Here is a 21086-nt window from a genome sequence, read left to right on the forward strand (position 1 = left end):
TGGACCACCCCGCGCGGCCCCGCAGCACCCGCGGGCGACGGCGCCCGCGGCAGCCCACGAGGAGGGACGACGACGTGCCACTCACCCCGAAGATCCCCGCCGCGCCCAGCCGGCGCTCGCTGCTCGCCGCCGGCGTCGGCGCCCTCGCGCTCGGCGCGACCGGCTGCGGTTCCGGCGCCGGCACCTCCGGCCGCGAGGAGATCCGCTTCTTCCAGAACAAGCCCGAGGTCATCGGCTACTTCGGCGACCTCGTGGCGGAGTTCAACGCCTCGCAGGCGCACGTGCAGGCCGTCCACGACTCCTCCCAGACGGCGCTGGTGCCCCAGTTCGTGCGGGGTGCACCACCGGACCTCGCCGCCTGGAACTACACCCTCGAGGTCGGCAACTACGTCTCCACCGGGGTGCTCACGGACCTGGGGGACCTGCCCGAGGCGCAGCGCGTCGACCCGAAGTACCAGGTGCTGGTCGACCAGTTCGCCACCAACGAGGGCGAGACGAACGTCCTGCCCTACTCGGTCGCCTCCGCCGGCGTCATCTACAACGCCCGGCTGTTCGAGGAGAACGGCGTGGCCGTGCCGCGGACGTGGAGCGAGCTGATCGCGGCGTGCGAGACGTTCCGCGCCGCCGGGGTGACCCCGCTCTACAGCACCCTGCAGGAGGTGTGGACCATCCAGCAGGGCCTGTTCGACTACTGCACCGGCAGCGCCCTGGACGTCGCGGGCTTCTTCGCCGCACTGCGCGCCCTCGGTCCCGACGCCGGCCCCGAGCAGGAGGTCTCCTTCTCCAACGTCTTCGCCGAGCCGGTCGAGAAGATGCTCCAGCTGGCGTCCTACTCCAACCCCGACGCCGCCAGCCGCGCCTACGCCGACGGCAACCTCGCCTTCGGCCGCGGCGAGGCCGCCATGTACCTGCAGGGCCCGTGGGCGCTGGGTGAGATCGCGAAGGTGGATCCGGACCTGCCGGTCGGCACGTTCCCGCTGCCGATGAGCGAGACACCCGGCGAGGCCGCGGCCCGCGTCAACCTCGACCTGGCGCTGTGGATCCCGGACGCCTCCGCCCACCAGGACGCCGCGCGCGCGTTCCTGCAGTGGCTGATGCGCGAGGACGTCATCGCCCGCTACAACGCCGACAACCTCGCCACCTCCCCGCTGCTGGGCGCTCAGCCGCTGCAGGACCCGCGCCTGGTGGGCCTGCAGCCGGCGCTGGACGCCGGGCGCATCTACCAGGGCGCGAACACCTACATCCCGCTGACGATCCCGGTCGGCAACTACCTGCAGGAGGCGATCCGCTCCGGTGACGGGGCACGGCTGCTGCGCCGCATCGACGAGGACTGGGCGCGGCTGGCGACCCGCTCGGCCGCCTGACCGCCCCGTCGCCGCAGACCGAAGGAGTTCCCGTGGCCACCACCTCGCCCCACCGGTCCCGGGCGCGCGGACGCACCGCGCACCCGGGCGTCACGCTCACCCGGACCCGCCCGCCGCGCCGGCGCGTGGACGCCGTGTCCTACCTGTTCCTGCTGCCGGCGCTGGCCCTGTTCACGATCTTCATCACCCTGCCCGCCCTGGTCGGCGCGGTCATCAGCCTCACCGACTACGTCGGCTACGGGGAGTGGGAGTTCATCGGGCTCGCCAACTACGCGGTGCTGTTCACCGACCCCAACGTCCTGCACGCCTACGGCTTCACCCTCGGCTTCTCCGTGGTGACCGTCGTCCTGGTCAACGTGGTCGCCCTCGCGCTGGCCCTCGGCCTGAGCGCGAAGATCAAGCTGAAGACGGCGCTGCGCGGGGCGTTCTTCATCCCGATGGTCGTCTCCGGCATCGTCATCGCCTTCGTCTTCAACTACCTCCTCTCCAGCTCCTTGCCCGCGCTGGCGAGCACCCTGGGGATCGGGTGGCTGCAGGAGAGCATCCTGGCCAACCCCGACCTCGCCTGGCTGGGCGTCGTGCTCGTGACGGCCTGGCAGGCGGTGCCCAGCGCGCTCATCATCTACCTGGCCGGCCTGCTGGCCGTGCCGGAGGAGGTGTACGAGGCCGCCGCCCTGGACGGCGCCTCCGCCTGGCGCCGGTTCGCCTCGATCACCCTGCCGCTGGTCGCGGGCTACGTCGTCATCAACACGGTGCTGGGCTTCAAGAACTTCCTCAACGCCTACGACATCATCGTCGGACTCACCGACGGCGGCCCCGGAACCTCCACGCGGAGCGTCGCGATGACGATCTTCACCGGCTTCACCAGCGGCGACTACGCCTACCAGATGGCCAACGCGGTGGTCTTCTTCGTCCTCGCCGTCGTCATCTCCGTCCTGCAGCTGCAGATCATCCGCCGCCGAGGAGTGTCGCTCTGATGGTCACCGCCGACCCCGCCACCGTCGCCGCCGCCTCCCGCGGCCCCCGCCGCCGCACGCCGTCGCAGGGCCCGCGCACCCGCGGCTGGGGGCTGACGGCCCTGCTGGCCCTGGCCTCCCTCACCGTGCTGGTGCCGCTGTACTTCGCCGTCGTCATGGCGTTCAAGACGCCCGAGCAAGCTGTCGCCGGCACCGGGTTCGCGCTGCCGTGGCCGCTGAACTGGGCCAGCTTCGCCGACGCCTGGACCCTGACGGGCTTCCCCCGCGCCTTCGCCGTCTCGGTGCTCGTCAGCGCGGTCAGCGTCGCGGGTTGCCTGCTGCTGGCCTCCTGGGCGTCCTACGCCATCGTGCGCAACTGGGACCGCCGCCTGTTCCGGTACTCGTACTTCTACCTGCTGGCCGCCATGTTCATCCCCTTCCCGGTGGTGGCGCTGCCGCAGGTGAAGCTGACGGCGCTGCTGAGCCTGGACAACCCCGCCGGCGTCGCGCTGCTGCACGTGATGTTCCAGCTGTCCTTCAGCGTGCTGCTGTACTCGGCGTTCCTGCGCTCGATCCCGCTGGAGCTGGAGGAGAGCGCGCGCATGGACGGGGCCAGCACCTGGCAGGTGTTCTGGCGCGTCGTCTTCCCTCTGCTGGCGCCCATGAACGCCACCGTGGGGATCTTCGCCTTCCTGGCCAGCTGGAACGACTTCATGATGCCGTCGCTGATCACCGCCGACCAGTCGCTGCAGACGATCCCCGTCGTGCAGAAGATCTTCCAGCTGGCCTTCTCCACGGACTACAACGTCGCCTTCGCCTCCTACCTCATGGCGATGGCGCCCACGATCGTCGTCTACGTCCTCGCGCAGCGCTGGGTGATGAGCGGCGTCACCCGCGGCGCGATCAAGTGACGGGCGCCGCGCTCGCGCCCGGGGTGCCGTGGCCCGGCGGCCGGTGCAGGCTGGGAGCATGAGCGAACCGAGCACCGAGCCCATCGACCCCGACGGCGACCCGGGTGAGCTGAACCCCCGCGACCTGCGGGGCGTGGAGACCGGCGACGGCGCCGCCCAGGACCCCGGCGTCGAGGACGACCCCGACGGCGACCCGCAGCAGCTCAACCCCCGCGACGGCGACTGACGCCCCGCACCGCCCGGGCCGGCCACCGACCCGGGCGGGGCTGCGTCCGCCCCGCGTGGACGAGCCGGGCACCGGGCGCGTACGGTGCTGCCGTGGCTCGCTGGGAGACCTTCCTCCTTCGCCGCCGCGGCGGGGCCAGCTAGGCCGGTCTCCCCGCCGCGGGACCTCGTCGTGCGCGCCGGCCGAGCACACCCCGGTCTCGCGTAGAGGAGCTTGAGCTGTGGAGAACCCCCAGAAGCCGTCGTCCATGCCGTACCACCGGTACCGGCCCTTCCACGAGCAGATCGCCGTGGACCTGCCCGACCGGACGTGGCCGGGCAAGCGGATCACGAAGGCCCCGCGCTGGTGCGCGGTGGACCTGCGCGACGGCAATCAGGCCCTGATCGACCCCATGAACTCCGAGCGCAAGCTGCGGATGTTCCAGCTGCTGGTCGAGATGGGCTACAAGGACATCGAGGTCGGCTTCCCCTCCGCCAGCCAGACCGACTTCGACTTCGTGCGCACCCTGATCGAGCAGGACCTGATCCCCGGCGACGTGCGCATCCAGGTGCTGACCCAGGCGCGCGAGCACCTCATCGAGCGCACCTACGAGTCCCTGCGCGGGGCGAAGCAGGCGATCGTGCACCTGTACAACTCCACCTCGGTGCTGCAGCGACGCGTGGTCTTCGGCATGGACGAGGACGGCATCGTCGACCTGGCCCTGCAGGGAGCGCGGTTGTGCCGGAAGTACGAGGAGACGATCCCGGGCACGACCGTCTACTACGAGTACTCCCCGGAGTCCTACACGGGAACCGAGCTGGAGTTCGCCCGGCGCATCTGCGACGCGGTCGTGGAGGTCTTCGAGCCCACCCCCGAGCGCAAGGTCATCGTGAACCTGCCGGCGACGGTGGAGATGGCCACCCCCAACGTCTACGCGGACTCCATCGAGTGGATGTCGCGCAACCTGGCTCAGCGGGAGAACGTCCTCATCTCCCTGCACCCGCACAACGACCGCGGCACGGGTGTGGCTGCCGCGGAGCTGGGCTACCTGGCGGGCGCGGACCGCATCGAGGGCTGCCTGTTCGGCAACGGAGAGCGCACCGGGAACGTCGACCTGGTCACCCTGGGCATGAACCTGTTCAGCCAGGGCATCGACCCGCAGATCGACTTCTCCGACATCGACCGCATCCGGCGCACCGTGGAGCACTGCAACCAGCTGCCCGTGGGCGAGCGCGTGCCCTACGGCGGCGACCTGGTCTTCACGGCGTTCTCCGGCTCGCACCAGGACGCCATCAAGAAGGGCCTGGAGGCGATGGAGCGCGACGCGGCCGCCGCCGGCAGGAGCGTCGACGAGTTCGAGTGGGCGGTGCCGTACCTGCCCATCGACCCCAAGGACGTCGGCCGCAGCTACGAGGCCGTGATCCGGGTCAACTCGCAGTCCGGCAAGGGCGGCGTGGCGTACCTGCTCAAGAGCGAGCACCAGCTGGACCTGCCGCGCCGGCTGCAGATCGAGTTCAGCCGCGTGGTGCAGGAGCGCACCGACGCCGCCGGCGGCGAGGTGTCGGCCGCGGAGATCTTCTCGATCTTCTCCGACGAGTACCTGCCCTCGCCCTCGGGAACCCCGGACTGGGGCCGCCTGGCGCTGCGCGCCACCCGCTCGGTCTCCGAGGTCGACGGCGCGGACGCCCTGGAGGTGGACCTCCTGGACGCGGGGGCGACCACCACGGTGGCCGGCACCGGCAACGGGCCCATCGCCGCCTTCTGCGCCGCGCTGGCGGAGCTGCCCGCCGGTGGCGTGGACGTGCGCGTCCTGGACTACGCCGAGCACGCCCTGTCCGCCGGGGGCGACGCGCGCGCCGCGGCGTACGTGGAGTGCGCGGTGGGGGAGCGCGTGCTGTGGGGCGTGGGGGTCGACGCCAACATCACCACCGCGTCGCTGAAGGCGATCGTCTCGGCCGTCAACCGCGCGCTGCGCTGACACCCCGGCCCGCCGCGCCACGCCGCGCGGCGGGCCGGGCCCGGGGGCAGGCGACCCCGAGGGTCGTCGAGCACTCAACCGTGACGCGTTCCGGCTGCGCCGACCCTCCTCGCGGATAGGATCAGTCACGATCCGTGCTCAACCGCGCGGGGGGACGGGGGACGATCGACGTGGGCAGCGCTGCAGTGGCGACCGGGGCGACCGGGCGGGAGCTGGAGCCGTTCGGGCCCTTCGGGCCCTTCGACGCCCTCGCCGAGTCGGCGCACCGCCTCTACCTCGACGGCTACGGCGAGCAGGCCGTCCAGGTCTCCCGCGAGGGGCTGCTGCTGTGCGAGACCGCCGGGGACGAGCGGACCGCTCGGTACCTGCAGTTCATCTGCTGCGTCGCCCTGCAGCAGCTCGGGCGCGCCGCCGAGGCCGCCGAGGAGGCCGGGCACCTGCTGCACCGCCTCGGCGCCCGCGCCGACCCGGTCTGGCGCGCCAAGGCCCTGTCCCTCCTGGCCGAGGCCCGCGTCGACCTGGGCATGACCGCCCTGGCGATGGACCACCTCGCCGAGGCCCAGCTCATCGTCACCGCCCAGCCGGTGCGCACCTACGACCACCTCTCGGCGACCATGTCGGTCGCCCTGGCCCTGCGTGCGCTGGCGCTGTTCGAGCCCGCCGACGAGCTCACCGAGCTCATGCTCGGCCTCACCTTCCCGCCGGCCCGCGTGCGGCTCAACGTCGTGCAGGAGGCCGCCGTCCTGGAGGTCTCCTGGGGCGCCATGCTCGACGTGGTCGGCCGCTCCGCCGAGACGGGCCCCCACTACGCCCGGGCCCTGGAGCACGCCGCACGGATGCGCTCGCTCGCCACGGAGGTCGGTTACCCGGAGATGCGGGCCCGCGCCGACGCGATCGAGGGCTTCGTCCTGCACCGCACCGGCGAGCCCGCCCTGGCCGCGGCGCGGCTGCGCACCGCGGCCGCCGCGTTCCGCCAGCGCGAGGAGCTGGTGGAGACGCAGATCGCCCGCGTGGGCCTGGCCATGTCGCTGTCCGCCGAGGGCGACCAGGACGGCGCGCGCGAGCTGCTGGCCGCCGTGCAGCGCACCTCCTCCAGCACCCAGCTGGACGTGTGGGGCCTGACCGCGCTGAAGGTCCGCGCCGACAACGCCGTGCGCCACCGCGGCGGCCACGAGGCCGCCGACGCGCTCGCCGAACTGGCGCGCATCTCGCTGTCGAGGCTTTGGGAGGACCGCGAGAGCCGGTTCGAGGCCCTGCAGGACCGCATCCGCCAGCACGAGATGGCCGAGCAGAACGAACGGCAGGGGCGGGCGGCGCTGATCGACCCGATGACCGGACTGGGCAACCGCCGCCGCCTGCAGCAGGTCCTGGAGCGCCCCGACCAGCGGTGGAGCGCCGTCCTCGTCGACCTCGACGGGCTGCGCGCCGCCAACGAGGAGCACGGCCCCGAGGTCGGTGACGCGGTGCTGCGCCGGGTGGCGGAGCTGCTGCGGGAGAACTGCCGCGACGGCGACGTGCTGGTGCGGTACGGCGGCGACGAGTTCGTCGCGCTGCTGCCCGCCGACGGTGCCGGCCCCGCGCCGGCCGGGGTCGCCGCGCGGCTGCTGGAGGCGCTGCGCGCCGAGACGTGGTCCCGCCTGGCGCCCGGCCTGCGCACGACCGCCTCGGTGGGCGTGGCGGGACCCGCGGCGGCCGCCGAGGCGCTCGCGGCCGCGGACGCGGCGTGCAGCCGCGCCCGGCGCGCCGGCGGGGACCGGCTGGAGACCGCCTGAGCGGTGCGGGGGCGCGGCGGGTCGTGCCGGCTGCTCGTGTCGGGGTCGCCGTCTAGGCTCGCCGGGTGAGTGGGATCGGGGGACCGCGCAGCTACCGGGACGAGGCCGTCGTGTTGCGCACCACCAAGCTCGGCGAGGCCGACCGCGTCATCACCCTGCTGACCCGCCACCACGGGCGGGTGCGGGGCGTGGCCAAGGGCGTGCGGCGCACCTCCTCCCGCTTCGGCGCCCGCCTGGAGCCGTTCACGTGCGTGGACGTGCAGCTGCACCGCGGCCGCACCCTCGACGTCGTCACCCAGGTGGACGTCCTCGCCCCCCTCGGCGCGGTCATCGCCGCCGACTACGGCCTCTACACCGCCGGGCACGCCCTGCTGGAGACCGCAGAGCGGTTCACCGAGGTCGAGGGGGAGACCAGCACCCAGCAGTACCTGCTGCTCGTGGGGGCGCTGCGCACCCTGGCCCGCGGCGAGCACGCCGCCCCGATGGTCCTCGACGCCTTCCTGCTGCGCTCCCTGGCCGTGGCCGGGTACGCGGCCAGCTTCGCCGACTGCGCCCGCTGCGGGGCACCCGGCCCGCACCGCGCGTTCTCCGTGCCCGCCGGCGGCGCCGTCTGCCCGGCCTGCCGCCCGCCCGGCTCGGCCGCCCCCGACCCGCGCACCCTGGAGCTGCTCGGGGCGCTGCTGACGGGCGACTGGGCACTCGCCGACGCCAGCGAGGACCGCTGCCGGAACGAGGCCAGCGGCCTGGTCGCCGCGTTCCTGCAGTGGCACCTCGAGCGCGGCATCCGCTCCCTGAAGCACGTCGAACGGGTCTGAGCGAGCGCACCCCCGCACCCGTGCGAAGCTCGGACCTCGTGAGCACCCCCGCACGACGCACCCTCGGGCGCCGCACGGCCGCGGCACCCGTGCCCCGCACCGTCCAGGCGCCCCCGCCGCACCCCTCCGGGGCGCGCCCGCCGCAGCTCCCGCCGGAGCTGGTGCCCCAGCACGTCGCGATCGTCATGGACGGCAACGGCCGCTGGGCCAACCAGCGCGGCCTGCCGCGCAACGAGGGGCACAAGCGCGGCGAGGCGTCCCTGCTGGACGTCGTGGCCGGTGCGATCGAGGTCGGCGTCACCCACGTGTCCGCCTGGGCGTTCTCCACCGAGAACTGGAAGCGCAGCCCCGACGAGGTCCGCTTCCTCATGGGCTTCAACCGCGACGTCATCCGCCGCCGCCGCGACGAGATGCACGCCTGGGGCGTGCGGGTGCGCTGGGCGGGCCGCCGTCCCCGGCTGTGGCGCAGCGTCATCGACGAGCTGGAGGCCGCCGAGGAGCTGACGAGGGACAACACCGTCTGCACCCTGACGATGTGCGTGAACTACGGCGGCCGCGCCGAGATCGCCGACGCCGCCCGCGCCATCGCCCGGGAGGTCGCCGCCGGCCGGCTGAACCCCGACCGCGTCGACGAGCGCACCGTGGCCCGCTTCCTCGACGAGCCTGACATGCCGGACGTGGACCTCTTCTGGCGCTCCTCCGGAGAGCAGCGCACCTCCGGGTTCCTGCCGTGGCAGTCCACCTACGCCGAGATGGTCTTCTCCGACGTGCTGTGGCCGGACGTGGACCGGCGTGCGCTGTGGGCGGCGATCGAGACGTACGCGCAGCGCGACCGCCGGTACGGCGGCGCCGTCGACACCCCGGACGCCCCGGACGCCCCGGAGGCCCCCGCCACGCCCGGGGCCTCGCCCGCGTGAGCGCCGTGGACACCCTCGGCGCCGTGGCGGAGCCGGTGGTGCGCGAGGCGCGGCTGGCGCTGCGCTGGGGCCTGCAGCACGGCCTGCCGCGCCTGGCGGTGCGTCGCGGCGCCCGCGGCGGGGACCTGCAGTCGCTGCTGCTGGCCGACGCGGCCACCTGGCGCGAGCCGTACGCCTTCCACGAACGGGTGCGCGCCGCCGGGCCGCTGCTCACCGGCCGGTTCACCGCGATGACCGCCTGGCACGCGACCGTGCGCGAGGTGCTCGGCAGCGCCGACTTCGGCGTGGGTTCGGTGCACGAGGTGCCGGTGCCGCAGCTGCGGCCGCTGGCGGCGTGGACCGAGCGGAACCGCCCCGTGCACCCCGTGGAGCCGCCGTCGATGCTCGCGGTCGACCCGCCCGAGCACACCCGCTACCGGCGCCTGGTCTCGAAGGTCTTCAGCGCCCGCGCCGTGGAGGGCCTGCGCCCGCGGGTGGGGCAGCTCGCCGCCGAGCTCCTCGACGAGATGGCGGCGCGCGGCCCGGTCGCCGACGTCGTGCACGACTACGTGCTGCGGCTGCCCGTCGCCGTCATCGCCGAGGTCCTCGGCGTGCCCGCGCACCGGCGCGAGGAGGTGCGCGCCTTCGGCGCGGGCGTGGCCGGCAGCCTGGAGGTCGCCTCGCCGTGGCGCCAGCACCGCGCCGTCGAGACGTCCCTGCGCGCCTTCGACGCCTGGATCGGCGAGCACCTGGAGCACCTGCGCCGCCACCCCGGCGACGACCTGCTCAGCGGCCTGCTCGCCGTCACCGACGACGAGGGCGGCGGCGGGGACGTCGGCGGGGCCGGCGGCGGCGGGGGAGCGCGCCTGAGCGACCGGGAGCTGCGCGCCACCGCCGGGCTGCTGATGGCCGCCGGCTTCGAGACCACCGTGAACCTGCTCGGCTCGGCGACCGCGCTGCTGCTGGAGCACCCGGACCAGCTCGCGCTGGCGCACGCCGACGCCGCGCTGTGGCCGGGCGTGGTGGAGGAGTCCCTGCGCCTGGAGGCGCCGGTGCAGCTGACCTCCCGCCGCGCGCTGCGCGACACCGCCGTGGCCGAGCAGCCCGTGGACGCCGGCCGGCGGGTGGTGCTGCTGCTGGGCGCCGCCGGTCGCGACCCGCGCGTCTTCACCGACCCGGCCCGCTTCGACGTGCGCCGCGCCAACGCCCGCGAGCACCTCGCCTTCTCCGGCGGCCGGCACTTCTGCCTCGGAGCGGCCCTGGCCCGCCTGGAGGGCGAGGTGGGGCTGCGCGCCCTGTTCGAGCGGTTCCCGGACCTGCGCCCCGCTCCCGGCGCCCGGCGCACCACCACGCGGGTGCTGCGCGGTTGGGAACGGCTGCCGGTGCGGCTGACGTAGACCGGGCGACGCATCCCGGCACGCACGGCGGCCCCGCCCCCTGGCGAGAGGGGACGGGGCCGCGGTGCACGCCGCAGCGGGTCAGCCCGTGTTGCGCATCCCCGCCGCGATGCCGTTGATCGTCAGCAGCAGCGCCCGGCGCAGCGCCGGGTCCACGCCCTCGCCGGCCGCGCGGGCCCGGCCCAGCAGGCTCACCTGCAGCGCGTGCAGCGGCGCCAGGTAGGCGTCGCGCAGCTCCAGGGTGCGGCGCAGCACCGGGGTGCCCTCCAGCAGCGCCTCCTGCTGCGTCACCCACAGCACCTGCTCCAGGGTGCGGGCGTGCTCGGCGCGGATGACGTCGAACGCACCGCGCTGCCCGGCCGGCACGAGCTCCTCCACGTAGTGCGCCGCGATGCCCAGGTCCGTCTTCGCCAGCGTCATCTGCACGTTGGAGACGAAGCTGCGGAAGAAGTGCCACTCGGCGTACATCCGCCGCAGCGCCTCCCCGTGCCCGGCGGCGCGCGCCGCCGCCAGGCCCGAGCCCACCCCGAACCAGCCGGGCACGTTGATGCGGCTCTGCGTCCAGCCGAACACCCACGGGATCGCCCGCAGGTCCTCCAGGCCCCCGGTGCCACCCGGACGGCGCGAGGGCCGCGAGCCGATGTTGAGGTGGCCCAGCTCCTCCACCGGCGTGGCGGCCAGGAAGAACGGCACCAGCCCCGGGTCCCGGACCAGGGCGCGGTAGGCGCGCTGACCCTCCGCGGCCACCACGTCCATCGTGGCGTCCCACACGTCCAGCACGTCGCGGCCCGCGCGGGAGCTGCGGTGCAGGGTGGAGGCCTCCAGCGCCGCCGACAGCGCCACCTCCAGGTTGTGCCGGGCCAGGCGCGGCTGCAGGTACTTGTCGGAGATCACCTCGCCCTGCTCGGTGACCTTGATCGGCCCGTCGAGCGTGCCGTACGGCTGGGCCAGGATCGCCTCGCCGGTCGGGCCGCCGCCGCGCCCGACCGAGCCGCCGCGGCCGTGGAAGAAGCGCAGCACCACCCCGTGCCGGCGGGCCACGTCGCGCAGCGCGCGCTGCGCGCGGTGGATCTGCCAGCGGGAGGCGGCGATGCCGCCGTCCTTGGAGGAGTCGGAGTAGCCGAGCATGATCTCCTGCACGTCGCCGCGGGCGGCGACGACGCGGCGGTACGACGGGTCCGCCAGCAGCCCCTCCAGCAGCTCCTCGGCCGCCTCCAGCTCCGTGACCGTCTCGAACAGCGGCACGAAGCCGATGCGCGCGACGTCCCCCGGCCCGCCCTCGCGGCCGCCGCCGTCGGCGAGGTCCACCAGACCCACCTCGCGCGCCAGCACCACCACGGCCAGCAGGTCGTCCACGCCCTGCGTCATCGAGACGATGTAGCTCTCGATCGCGTCGTCGCCGAAGCGGTCCAGGCACGTGCGGACCGTGGCGAACAGCTGCATCACCTGCGCCGGCGTGCCCGTCAGCGAGCGCACCGCCGCGCCGATCAGCGGGCGGTGCCCCGTCAGCTCCCGGCTCAGCAGCCGCCGGCGCGACTCGCGGTCCAGCGACTCGTACGGCTGCACCAGCTCGCCGAGGCGCTGGTAGGCCGCCGCCAGCGCCGCGTGGTGGCGCTCGGCGTGCTCGCGCACGTCCAGCGTCGCCAGGCCGAAGCCGACCGCCTGCGCGGTGCGCACCAGCCGGGCCACCGACCCGTCGGCCACCAGCTCGCCGTCGTTGGCGCGCAGCGACTCCTGCAGCAGCTCCAGCTCGGCGACGAACTCCTCCGGCCCGGCGTAGTCCAGGCCGTCCACGTGCTCCGCGCCGCTGCGCAGGCGGGCGCGGGTGCCCTCCAGGCGGGCCAGCACGTACGACAGCTCGAAGCGGTACGGCTCCTCGCCGTTGAGGCGCTCGCGGTCCGCGCGCACCTCCGGCAGCAGGCGCGCGTCGCGCTCCAGCTTCGCCGTCAGCTGCGGGGAGGCCCCGACGATCTGCGTGGAGGCGGCCAGCTCGGTGCGCAGCTCGCGCACGGCCGCGACGAGCACGTCCAGGGCGGCCTCGTGCATGAGGCCCAGCACCTCCAGCGTCACCTCGGGGGTGACGTTGGGGTTGCCGTCGCGGTCGCCGCCGACCCAGCTGCCGAAGCGCAGCGGGCGCGCACCGCCGGGCAGCGCCACGCCGGCGCCCGCCAGGCCGACCTCGAGGTCCTCCAGCAGGTCCGGCAGCACGTCGGCGGACAGGGTGCGCAGGTAGTGCAGCGCCGAGCGGGCCTCGTCGGCCGGGCGGGGGCGCTCCACCCGCAGCTCGTCGGTCTGCCACAGCAGGTCCACCAGCTCCGCCAGGCGCCGCTGGCCGCGCAGGGCGTCGGAGGGCCGCTGCTGCGGGTCCTCCGAGGCCTCCACGTTGGCGGTGATGCGCAGCAGCAGGTCCAGCACCGAGCGCCGGCTGGACTCGGTGGGGTGGGCGGTGAAGACGGGGCGCAGCTGCAGGCGGCCCAGCACCTCGCGCACCGCCTCCGGGTCCGCCTCACCGGCGGCGACCGCCTCGCGCAGCCGCTCCAGCGCCGTCTCCAGCCCGCCGGCGGGCTGGCGGGACAGCTCCAGGCCGCGGTGCAGCTGCTCGGAGGCGTTGGCGAGCTGGAAGTAGGCGGTGAACGCCCGCGCCAGGACGATCGCGGTGCGGTCGTCGACGCCGGACAGCAGCTGCGCCAGCTTCGCCCCGTCGTCGGGTTCGCGGGCCAGGGCGCGCACCTGCTCGACGAGCTCGAGCAGGTCGGCGCCCTCGTGGCGGGTCAGGGACTCGCCCAGCAGCTCGCCGAGCCGGCGCACGGAGGCGCGCAGGGCCGCGTGGCCCTCGTCGGAGGAGACGCCGTCGACGGCCAGCGGGCCGTGGGCGGTGGTGGGGGTGTCGGTGCGCGTGCTCATGACTGCTGGCCTTCGCCTCCCTGGTGGTGCGGTGTCGACGCTGACCCCGTCACGTGGTGCCTGCACTGGCGGACTCGTGCGCCGGCCCGGTCGGGCGCGGCGCGGGCAGTCTTGCGCGTCCGCGCCGCCGGCGGGAACCCGGGGCCTCGCCGGGACGGGCCGCGGCGGTTCGGGCTCCCGCCCCGGCGGGGTGTCAGGAGCCGGCGGCCGCGGCCTTCAGCTTGGAGCCGGCGGTCAGCTTGGCGCCGAAGGAGGCGGCGATCTCGAGGGTCTCGCCGGTGCGCGGGTTGCGGCCCGTGCGGGCGGCGCGCTCGACGCGCTCGACCGTCATCAGGCCGGGCAGCTTGACCGCGTCACCCTTGGCGACGGCCTCGAGGAGCACGTCCCCGAAGGCGCCGAGCACCGCGTCGGCGTCGCTCTGCGAGACGCCGCTGCGCTCGGCGACGGCGGTGATCAGTTCTGCGCGGTTCACGTGTTCTCCCGGGTGTGGGGGGTCAGGGTCGGCAGGCGACGTTACCTGCAGTCACCGCGCTCGGCGCTCAGGGCCCGGGGCGTGGCGCGCGCCGGGCGGCCGCGGCAGCTGTGGACGCGGCGGTGCGGGCACCCCTCAGGCGCGGCCGGCGCGCGCGCTGCACTCCGCGCACACGCCGAACACCTCGACGACGTGCTCGACCTGCGTGAAGCCGTGCGCGGCACCCACGCGCCGCGCCCACGACTCCACCGTGGGGCCCTCCACCTCGACCGTGCGCCCGCACGAGCGGCACACGAGGTGGTGGTGGTGGCCGGTGCTGCACCGGCGGTAGACGGCCTCGCCGCCCTCGTCGGTGCGCAGCACGTCCACGTCGCCGTCCTCCGCCAGGGCCTGCAGGGCCCGGTAGACGGTGGCCAGGCCGATGCTCTCGCCGCGCTCGCGCAGGCGGGCGTGCAGCTCCTGGGCGGACAGGAAGGCGTCGGCCTCGTCGAGGAGGGCGGAGACGGCGGAACGCTGCCGGGTGGACCGGCGGGCCGGCGTGGCCACGGCTGCTCCTCTCGCCGCGCGCCGGGCGCGACCTGCGACCGGGTGGTACTGCGACCCGTGGACTCTACGTCACCACCCGCCCGGGGGACGGCCGCGTCCGCCCAGCGCGTAGCCTCGCTACCGCCCCGCCACCCCGGCGGGGCGCCGCGCCCCACCGGCGCGGTCAGGTCCGCCGACACCCAGCCGGATGGAGATCCCGCGTGGCACAGTCCAGCTCCGCCTCCCGCCTCGACGCCGTCGTCAACCTCGCCAAGCGCCGAGGGTTCGTCTTCCCCGCCGGTGAGATCTACGGCGGGACGCGCTCGGCCTGGGACTACGGCCCCCTGGGTGTGGAGCTGAAGGAGAACATCAAGCGGCAGTGGTGGCGCTCGGTGGTCTCCTCCCGCGAGGACGTCGTCGGCCTGGACTCCTCGGTCATCCTGCCGCGCAGGGTGTGGGAGGCGTCCGGCCACGTCGAGGTGTTCACCGACCCGTTGGTGGAGTCCCTCGTCACGCACAAGCGATACCGCGCCGACCACCTCCTCGAGGCCTACGAGGCCAAGCACGGCCACCCGCCGGCCAACGGCCTGGCGGACGTGGTGGACCCCGACACCGGCGTGCGCGGGCAGTGGACGGAGCCGCGCAACTTCTCCGGCCTGATGAAGACCTACCTGGGTGCCGTGGACGACGAGGAGGGCCTGCACTACCTGCGGCCCGAGACCGCGCAGGGCATCTTCGTCAACTTCGCCAACGTCATGGGCTCGGCGCGCAAGAAGCCGCCGTTCGGCATCGGCCAGATCGGCAAGAGCTTCCGCAACGAGATCACGCCGGGCAACTTCATCTTCCGCACCCGCGAGTTCGAGCAGATGGAGATGGAGTTCTTCGTCGAGCCCGGCACGGACGAGCAGTGGCACCAGTACTGGCTCGACGAGCGCATGTCCTGGTACGTGGGCCTGGGCGTCGACCCGGGCAACCTGCGCTTCTTCGAGCACCCGGCGGAGAAGCTGTCGCACTACTCCAAGCGCACCGTGGACATCGAGTACCGCTTCGGCTTCACCGGCTCGGAGTGGGGTGAGCTGGAGGGCGTCGCCAACCGCACCGACTTCGACCTGTCGACGCACTCGCGCGAGTCCGGCGTGGACCTGTCCTACTTCGACCAGGCCAAGGGCGAGCGGTGGACGCCGTACGTCATCGAGCCGGCGGCGGGCCTGACCCGATCCCTGATGGCGTTCCTCGTCGACGCGTACAGCGAGGACGAGGCGCCGAACACCAAGGGCGGGGTGGACAAGCGCACCGTGCTGCGCCTGGACCACCGCCTGGCGCCGGTGAAGGCGGCGGTCTTCCCGCTCTCGCGCAACGAGCAGCTCTCGCCGAAGGCGCGCGACCTGGCCGCCGAGCTGCGCACGCACTGGAACGTGGAGTTCGACGACGCCGGCGCCATCGGCCGCCGGTACCGCCGTCACGACGAGGTCGGCACGCCGTACTGCATCACCGTCGACTTCGACACTCTCGAGGACCAGGCCGTGACCATCCGCGAGCGCGACACGATGGCGCAGGAGCGGGTGGCGCTGGACCGGGTCTCGAGCTGGCTGGGCGCCCGCCTGCTGGGGGCCTGACCCCGGCGGCCGGGGCCGCGCCCACCGGGGGTNNGGACCCCCGGGCAACGGTCATCATGGGGGGGTGAGCCTCCTGGACGCCCCGATCGAGACCCCGACGGGCACCGCGACGACCGGACCGGTCGTCGCGCCCCTGCGCATCGGCCCGCACGTGTCCGCCACGCCCGTGGTGCTCGCCCCCATGGCCGGCATCACCAACTCCGCCTACCGGCAGCTGTGCCGCGAGCACGGCGAGGGCTTCTACGTCTCCGAGATGGTCACCTCCCGCGCCCTCGTCGAGCGCACCCCGGAGTCGATGCGCCTGGTGACGTTCACCGAGGCCGAGCGCCCCCGCAGCCTGCAGCTGTACGGCGTGGACCCCGCCACCGTCGCCGCCGCCGTGCGCATGGTCGTGCAGGAGGACCTCGCCGACCACGTCGACCTCAACTTCGGCTGCCCCGTGCCCAAGGTGACCCGCAAGGGCGGGGGAGCGGCGCTGCCCTGGAAGGCGGACCTGTTCCGCGACATCGTCGCCGGCGCCGTGCGCGAGGCGTCCAGGGGCGGGGTCCCGCTCACGGTGAAGATGCGCAAGGGCGTCGACGACGACCACCTCACCTACCTGGAGGCCGGGCGCACCGCCGAGCGCGAGGGCGCCGCCGCCGTCGCCCTGCACGGGCGCACCGCCTCCCAGCACTACTCCGGCCAGGCCGACTGGGACGCGATCGCCCGCCTGAAGGACGCCGTCACCACCATCCCCGTCCTCGGCAACGGCGACGTCTGGAGCGCCGAGGACGCCCTGGAGATGGTGCGCCGCACCGGCTGCGACGGCGTCGTCGTCGGCCGCGGCTGCCTGGGCCGGCCGTGGCTGTTCGCCGACCTGGAGGCCGGTTTCGCGGGCCGCCCCGACCGGGTGCGCCCGGGCCTGCGCACGGTGGCGGCCACGCTGCGCCGGCACGCCGAGCTGCTGGTGGAGCACTACGGAGACGAGCTGCGCGCCTGCCGCGACGTGCGCAAGCACGTCGCCTGGTACTTCAAGGGCTACGTCGTCGGCGGGGACCTGCGCGCGAAGCTGGGCCTGGTGGACTCCCTGGCCTCCCTCGACGAGCTGCTGGCCTCCCTCGACCTGGACCAGCCCTACCCGGGAGCGCCCGCGGAGGGCGCGCGCGGCCGGGCCGGCTCGCCGCAGCGGGTGGCGCTGCCGGAGGGCTGGCTGGACGACCGCGTCCTGTCCGGGGCGGCCGCCGAGGTCGTGCGCCAGGCCGAGCTGTCGGTCTCGGGGGGCTGAGGGTGAGCGAGCGCGACGGGCACCAGCGCGGTTACACCTCCTCGGACACCGAGCGCTGGGCCGCCGAACCGCCCAAGACCCACCGCCGCAGCGCGTTCGCCCGTGACCGCGCCCGCGTGCTGCACTCCTCGGCCCTGCGCCGCCTGGCCGCCAAGACGCAGGTCGTCGGCCCGGGCACCGACGACTTCGTGCGCAACCGCCTGACCCACTCGCTGGAGGTCGCCCAGGTGGGCCGCGAGCTGGGCGCGGCGCTGGGCTGCGACCCGGACGTCGTGGACACCGCCTGCCTGGCCCACGACCTGGGGCACCCGCCCTTCGGGCACAACGGCGAGCGGGCCCTGGCGGAGGCGGCCGCCGGGATCGGCGGCTTCGAGGGCAACGCGCAGACCCTGCGGCTGCTGACCCGCCTCGAGCCGAAGACGGTCGCCGCCGACGGCTCGCCCGTCGGGCTGAACCTGACCCGGGCCAGCCTGGACGCGGCGACGAAGTACCCGTGGCTGCACGGCAAGGCGCCCCGGGCCACCTCCAAGTTCGGCGCCTACACCGACGACGCGGAGGTCTTCGCGTGGCTGCGCGACGGCGCGCCGGAGAACCGCCCCTGCGTGGAGGCGCAGGTCATGGACTTCGCCGACGACGTCGCCTACAGCGTCCACGACGTGGAGGACGCCGTGGTCGCCGGCCACGTGCGGCTCGACTGGCTGCGCGAGCGCGAGACCCGCGCCCGCGTCGCCGCGCAGGTGCGCGACTGGTACGTCCCGGACGCGAGCGACGAGGCCGTGGACGAGGCCCTGACCCGGTTGGCGGGACTGCCGTTCTGGGCGCAGGAGCAGCCCGGGGAGCTGTTCGGCGGCCGCCGGCACCTGGCGGCGCTGAAGGACATGACCAGCCAGCTCATCGGCCGCTTCGCCAACGCCGCCCAGGACGCCACCCGCGCCCGCCACGGCGACGGGCCGCTGACCCGCTACGCCGCCGACGTGGAGGTCCCGGCGGAGACGGTGCTGGAGGTGGCCGTCCTCAAGGGCGTGGCCGCCACGTTCGTCATGAGCGCGCAGGAGCGCCAGCCGTTCTACGCCCGCCAGCGCGAGCTGCTGCTGGAGCTGCTCACCGCCCTGGTCGAGCGCGGTGCCGACGTGCTGGAACCGCCCTTCCGCCAGGACCACGACGCAGCGAGCGACGACGCGGCGCGGCTGCGCGTGGTCGTCGACCAGGTGGCCTCGCTCACCGACGTCTCGGCGCTCGCCTGGCACGCCCGGCTGACCTGAGCCGGGCGGCGCCGCCCGGACGGCCGCCGGAGCGGCGTCACTCCAACGGCACCGGGACGTGCGGGTCGCGCAGGTCCCCGGCCGTCAGGGACCCGACGAGCGGTTGCCCCACGCCCACCAGCAGGCAGCGCACCTCGTGGTCGCCGGCGTCGTGGGCGTCCTCGCCCGGCCACGCCGAGGCGTGCGTCACCGAACCCGGGGGCAGGCCGCGGCGCTCGGCGAGCGTCGCCACGGCTGTCGCGCAGAACGCGTTGGCCCCCTCCTGCCGCGCCGTGCGGCGGTGCCCGGCGACGACGGGGCTGCTGAGCACCACCTCGGCGTCGTGGGCGCCGCCGCAGCCGGTCTCCTCGTACAGGGCCGGCCCGCTCCGCAGGCAGGTGCCGACCGGCCACTGGCCCGCCCGGGTCAGCTCCACGGAGTCCGAGGAGCGCAGCGGCTGCGCGAGACCGTCCCCGCCGCGCACCAGCGCCCACACCACGGCACCGGTCCCGCCCAGCAGCAGGACGGCCCCGGTGCCGAGCGCTCCGGCCAGCAGCAGCAGGAGGTCCCGGCGCCACCGGCGCGCGGGCACCGCGCCGCGCCCGCCGCCGGGCGGGAACGGCCCGGGCGGCGGGCCCGCCCGGGACGGGTCGGGTGGCGGGTCGGGCGTGAGCGGGGGCGGTGGGGTGGCGGGGATCGGCACGCCCGCGACCGTAGGCGGGGACCGGACCCCCACCGCCCGGTGCGCCGGTGCGCTGTGGACACCGCCCGCGCACGGGCACCTGGGGACCCCTCAGCGCGCGCGGCGCCGTGCGGAGATGACCCCGGTGTCGAAACCCGCCAGGTGCAGGCCCCCGTGGAAGCGGGCGTGCTCGATCTTCAGGCAGCGGTTCATCACGACCGTGATCCCCGCCTCGTGCCCGCGTCGGGCGACCTCCTCGTCGGCGAGGCCCAGCTGCAGCCACAGCACCGGTGCGCCCACCGCGAGGGTCTCGTCCAGGACGGCGCCCAGTTCGCCGGGCCGGCGGAACACGTCCACGACGTCCGGCACGCCGGGCAGCTCCGCCAGCGACGGGTACGCGGGCCGGCCCAGCACCTCGCGCTCGTTCGGGTTGACGAACCACACCTCGTAGCCGGAGTCGGCCAGCAGGTAGGTGCCCACGAAGTACGACGCGCGCGAGGGCTTGTTCGAGGCGCCGAGGACCGCCACGGTCCGGGTGCGCCGGAGGATCGACAGCCGCTGCCCGGGCGTGGGGGGCGTCCAGCCACCGGCGGCGCGCACGGGTGCGGCGTCCTTCGCGCCGGTGGCCGGTTCCGCCGGCGCGACCGGGCCGGCGGCCGCGCTGCCCGTGTCGCCGATCGCGCCGGCGGGGGCGCCGCCGTCCCGCCCGCTCACCGGGACACCCCCGTCGTCGCCGCGGCCAGCGCCTGGTCCAGGTCCCACAGCACGTCCTCCACGTCCTCCAGGCCGACGCTGATGCGGACGAGGTCCTCCGGCACGCCCGCCGCCCGCAGCTGCTCGGCCGACAGCTGCTGGTGGGTCGTGGAGGCCGGGTGCAGCACGAGGGTGCGCGCGTCGCCGATGTTCGCCAGGTGCGAGCACAGCTGGAGGTTCTCGATGAACCGCTCACCGGCCGCGCGGCCACCGGCGACGCCGAAGGAGAACACCGCGCCGGGCCCCTCGGGCAGGTAGCGCTGCGCGCGCTCGAAGTGCGGGTGCGAGGGCAGGCCGGAGTAGCGCACCCAGCTCACGCGCTCGTCCGCCTCGAGCCACTGCGCCACGCGCCGCGCGTTGGCGACGTGCTCGCGCATCCGCTGCGGCAGCGTCTCCACGCCCATCAGCAGCAGGAACGCCGAGTGCGGCGCCAGGGTGGCGCCGATGTCGCGCAGCTGCTCGCTGCGCAGCTTGGTGAGGAACCCGTACTCGGCGAAGTTGCCCCACCAGCTCAGCCCCCCGTAGCTGGGCACCGGTTCGGTCATGGCGGGGAACCTCCCGTTGTCCCACGGGAAGGTCCCGGCGTCCACGACGACGCCGCCCAGGGTGGTGCCGTGCCCGCCGAGGAACTTGGTGGCGGAGTGGATGACGATGTCGGCGCCGTGCTCGATCGGGCGGCACAGGTACGGCGTCGCGGTGGTGGCGTCGACGACCAGCGGGATCCCCGCCGCGTGGGCCACGTCGGCCAGCGCCCCGATGTCCGCGACCACCGTGGAGGGGTTCGCGACCACCTCGGTGAACACGAACCGCGTGCGCTCGGTGATCGCCGCGCGCACCGCGTCCGGTTCCGGCTCGACGAACGCGGTGTCCACGCCGAAGCGGCGCAGCGTCACGTCCAGCTGGGTGACGGTGCCGCCGTAGAGGTTGTTCGAGGCGACGACGTGGTCGCCCGCACCCGCCAGCGCCGCGAACGTCAGGAACTCCGCGGACTGGCCCGAGCTGCACGCCAGCGCGCCCAGCCCGCCCTCCAGGGACGCCATCCGCTCCTCCAGCGCCGCCACGGTGGGGTTGGAGATGCGGCTGTAGATGTTGCCGTACTTCTGCAGCGCGAAGAGGTTCGCCGCGTCGGCGGCGTCCTCGAACACGAAGCTCGTGGTCTGGTAGATCGGCACGGCCCGCGCACCCGTCGTCGGCTCCGGCACCGCCCCCGCGTGCACGGCCCGGGTGCGGAAGCCCCAGGCGCGGTCGCTGCCGTCGGCGGGCCCGCGCCCGACCCGCTGCTGCTCGTCGCTCACGGGGACGATCCTGCCACCCGGCGCCCGCGGCCCCGCGGTG

Annotated in this window: 18 protein-coding genes; 12 read left to right on the forward strand and 6 right to left on the reverse strand. The window is 74.8% G+C overall.

All coding sequences use genetic code 11. The features are described 5' to 3' along the window. Positions 1 to 74 precede the first annotated feature (74 nt). From MN205_RS16750 to MN205_RS22045, 9 genes are all read left to right on the forward strand, one after another. Positions 75 to 1364 (forward strand): extracellular solute-binding protein, encoded by a 1290-nt coding sequence (locus MN205_RS16750; RefSeq protein WP_242129345.1) that lies wholly within the window; start codon positions 75 to 77, stop codon positions 1362 to 1364. A gap of 32 nt (positions 1365 to 1396) precedes the next feature. Beyond that, positions 1397 to 2341, forward strand: coding sequence for a carbohydrate ABC transporter permease (locus tag MN205_RS22035; RefSeq protein WP_242129347.1), 945 nt, complete (start codon positions 1397 to 1399; stop codon positions 2339 to 2341). Further along, positions 2341 to 3231 carry a carbohydrate ABC transporter permease gene (locus MN205_RS16760; RefSeq protein ID WP_242129349.1) on the forward strand — a complete coding sequence of 297 codons (891 nt, stop codon included), beginning with the start codon at positions 2341 to 2343 and terminating at the stop codon, positions 3229 to 3231. Before MN205_RS22035 ends, MN205_RS16760 begins: the two co-directional genes overlap by 1 nt. A 58-nt stretch (positions 3232 to 3289) precedes the next feature. Further along, complete coding sequence (locus MN205_RS16765; protein ID WP_242129351.1) at positions 3290 to 3457, forward strand: hypothetical protein; 168 nt, start codon at positions 3290 to 3292, stop codon at positions 3455 to 3457. A gap of 247 nt (positions 3458 to 3704) precedes the next feature. Next, positions 3705 to 5414, forward strand: a complete 1710-nt coding sequence (gene leuA / locus MN205_RS16770; protein ID WP_255820446.1) for a 2-isopropylmalate synthase — start codon at positions 3705 to 3707, stop codon at positions 5412 to 5414. 170 nt (positions 5415 to 5584) lie between these two features. Next, complete coding sequence (locus tag MN205_RS22040) at positions 5585 to 7186, forward strand: GGDEF domain-containing protein (protein WP_242129356.1); 1602 nt, start codon at positions 5585 to 5587, stop codon at positions 7184 to 7186. A gap of 65 nt (positions 7187 to 7251) precedes the next feature. Next, positions 7252 to 8001: a DNA repair protein RecO gene (gene recO, locus MN205_RS16780; RefSeq protein ID WP_242129358.1), complete on the forward strand. Its 750-nt coding sequence runs from the start codon at positions 7252 to 7254 to the stop codon at positions 7999 to 8001. An 89-nt stretch (positions 8002 to 8090) separates the two neighbouring features. Then, positions 8091 to 8918: an isoprenyl transferase gene (locus MN205_RS16785; protein ID WP_308220298.1), complete on the forward strand. Its 828-nt coding sequence runs from the start codon at positions 8091 to 8093 to the stop codon at positions 8916 to 8918. Further along, on the forward strand, positions 8915 to 10294 hold the full coding sequence (locus MN205_RS22045; protein ID WP_242129362.1) for a cytochrome P450: 1380 nt from the start codon (positions 8915 to 8917) through the stop codon (positions 10292 to 10294). The genes MN205_RS16785 and MN205_RS22045 overlap by 4 nt, the downstream gene beginning before the upstream one ends. 81 nt (positions 10295 to 10375) lie before the next feature. Here the strand turns inward: MN205_RS22045 and ppc are convergent, their stop codons facing one another. The 3 genes from ppc to MN205_RS16805 all read right to left on the reverse strand — a co-directional run bounded on the left by ppc (position 10376) and on the right by MN205_RS16805 (position 14216). Then, complete coding sequence (ppc, locus tag MN205_RS16795) at positions 10376 to 13198, reverse strand: phosphoenolpyruvate carboxylase (RefSeq protein ID WP_242129364.1); 2823 nt, start codon at positions 13196 to 13198, stop codon at positions 10376 to 10378. A 193-nt stretch (positions 13199 to 13391) separates the two neighbouring features. After that, complete coding sequence (locus MN205_RS16800; protein WP_242129366.1) at positions 13392 to 13670, reverse strand: HU family DNA-binding protein; 279 nt, start codon at positions 13668 to 13670, stop codon at positions 13392 to 13394. A 135-nt stretch (positions 13671 to 13805) separates the two neighbouring features. Then, a complete protein-coding gene (locus MN205_RS16805) occupies positions 13806 to 14216 on the reverse strand; it encodes a Fur family transcriptional regulator (protein WP_242129368.1) in 411 nt (136 codons plus the stop codon). Between the two features lie 200 nt (positions 14217 to 14416). Here MN205_RS16805 and MN205_RS16810 point away from each other — a divergent pair, with 200 nt between their 5' ends. The 3 genes from MN205_RS16810 to MN205_RS16820 all read left to right on the forward strand — a co-directional run bounded on the left by MN205_RS16810 (position 14417) and on the right by MN205_RS16820 (position 18337). Then, a complete protein-coding gene (locus tag MN205_RS16810) occupies positions 14417 to 15811 on the forward strand; it encodes a glycine--tRNA ligase (protein WP_242129370.1) in 1395 nt (464 codons plus the stop codon). Between the two features lie 73 nt (positions 15812 to 15884). Then, entirely contained in the window at positions 15885 to 17075 is a 1191-nt protein-coding gene (gene dusB / locus MN205_RS16815) for a tRNA dihydrouridine synthase DusB (RefSeq protein WP_255820451.1), read from the forward strand. Further along, entirely contained in the window at positions 17072 to 18337 is a 1266-nt protein-coding gene (locus MN205_RS16820) for a deoxyguanosinetriphosphate triphosphohydrolase (protein ID WP_255820453.1), read from the forward strand. The genes dusB and MN205_RS16820 overlap by 4 nt, the downstream gene beginning before the upstream one ends. Before the next feature lie 37 nt (positions 18338 to 18374). On the opposite strand, the gene MN205_RS16825 is transcribed toward MN205_RS16820, so the two are convergent. From MN205_RS16825 to MN205_RS16835, 3 genes are all read right to left on the reverse strand, one after another. Beyond that, positions 18375 to 19019 carry a hypothetical protein gene (locus MN205_RS16825; RefSeq protein WP_242129376.1) on the reverse strand — a complete coding sequence of 215 codons (645 nt, stop codon included), beginning with the start codon at positions 19017 to 19019 and terminating at the stop codon, positions 18375 to 18377. A gap of 90 nt (positions 19020 to 19109) precedes the next feature. Then, the gene (locus tag MN205_RS16830; RefSeq protein WP_242129502.1) at positions 19110 to 19598 is read right to left on the reverse strand and encodes a CoA-binding protein; all 489 of its coding nucleotides are present in this window, start codon (positions 19596 to 19598) and stop codon (positions 19110 to 19112) included. 110 nt (positions 19599 to 19708) lie between these two features. Further along, a complete protein-coding gene (locus MN205_RS16835; protein WP_374115967.1) occupies positions 19709 to 21055 on the reverse strand; it encodes an O-acetylhomoserine aminocarboxypropyltransferase/cysteine synthase family protein in 1347 nt (448 codons plus the stop codon). Between the last annotated feature and the right edge of the window lie 31 nt (positions 21056 to 21086).

The sequence above is a fragment of the Kineococcus sp. TRM81007 genome, from assembly GCF_022669155.1.
Lineage (GTDB): Bacteria > Actinomycetota > Actinomycetes > Actinomycetales > Kineococcaceae > Kineococcus.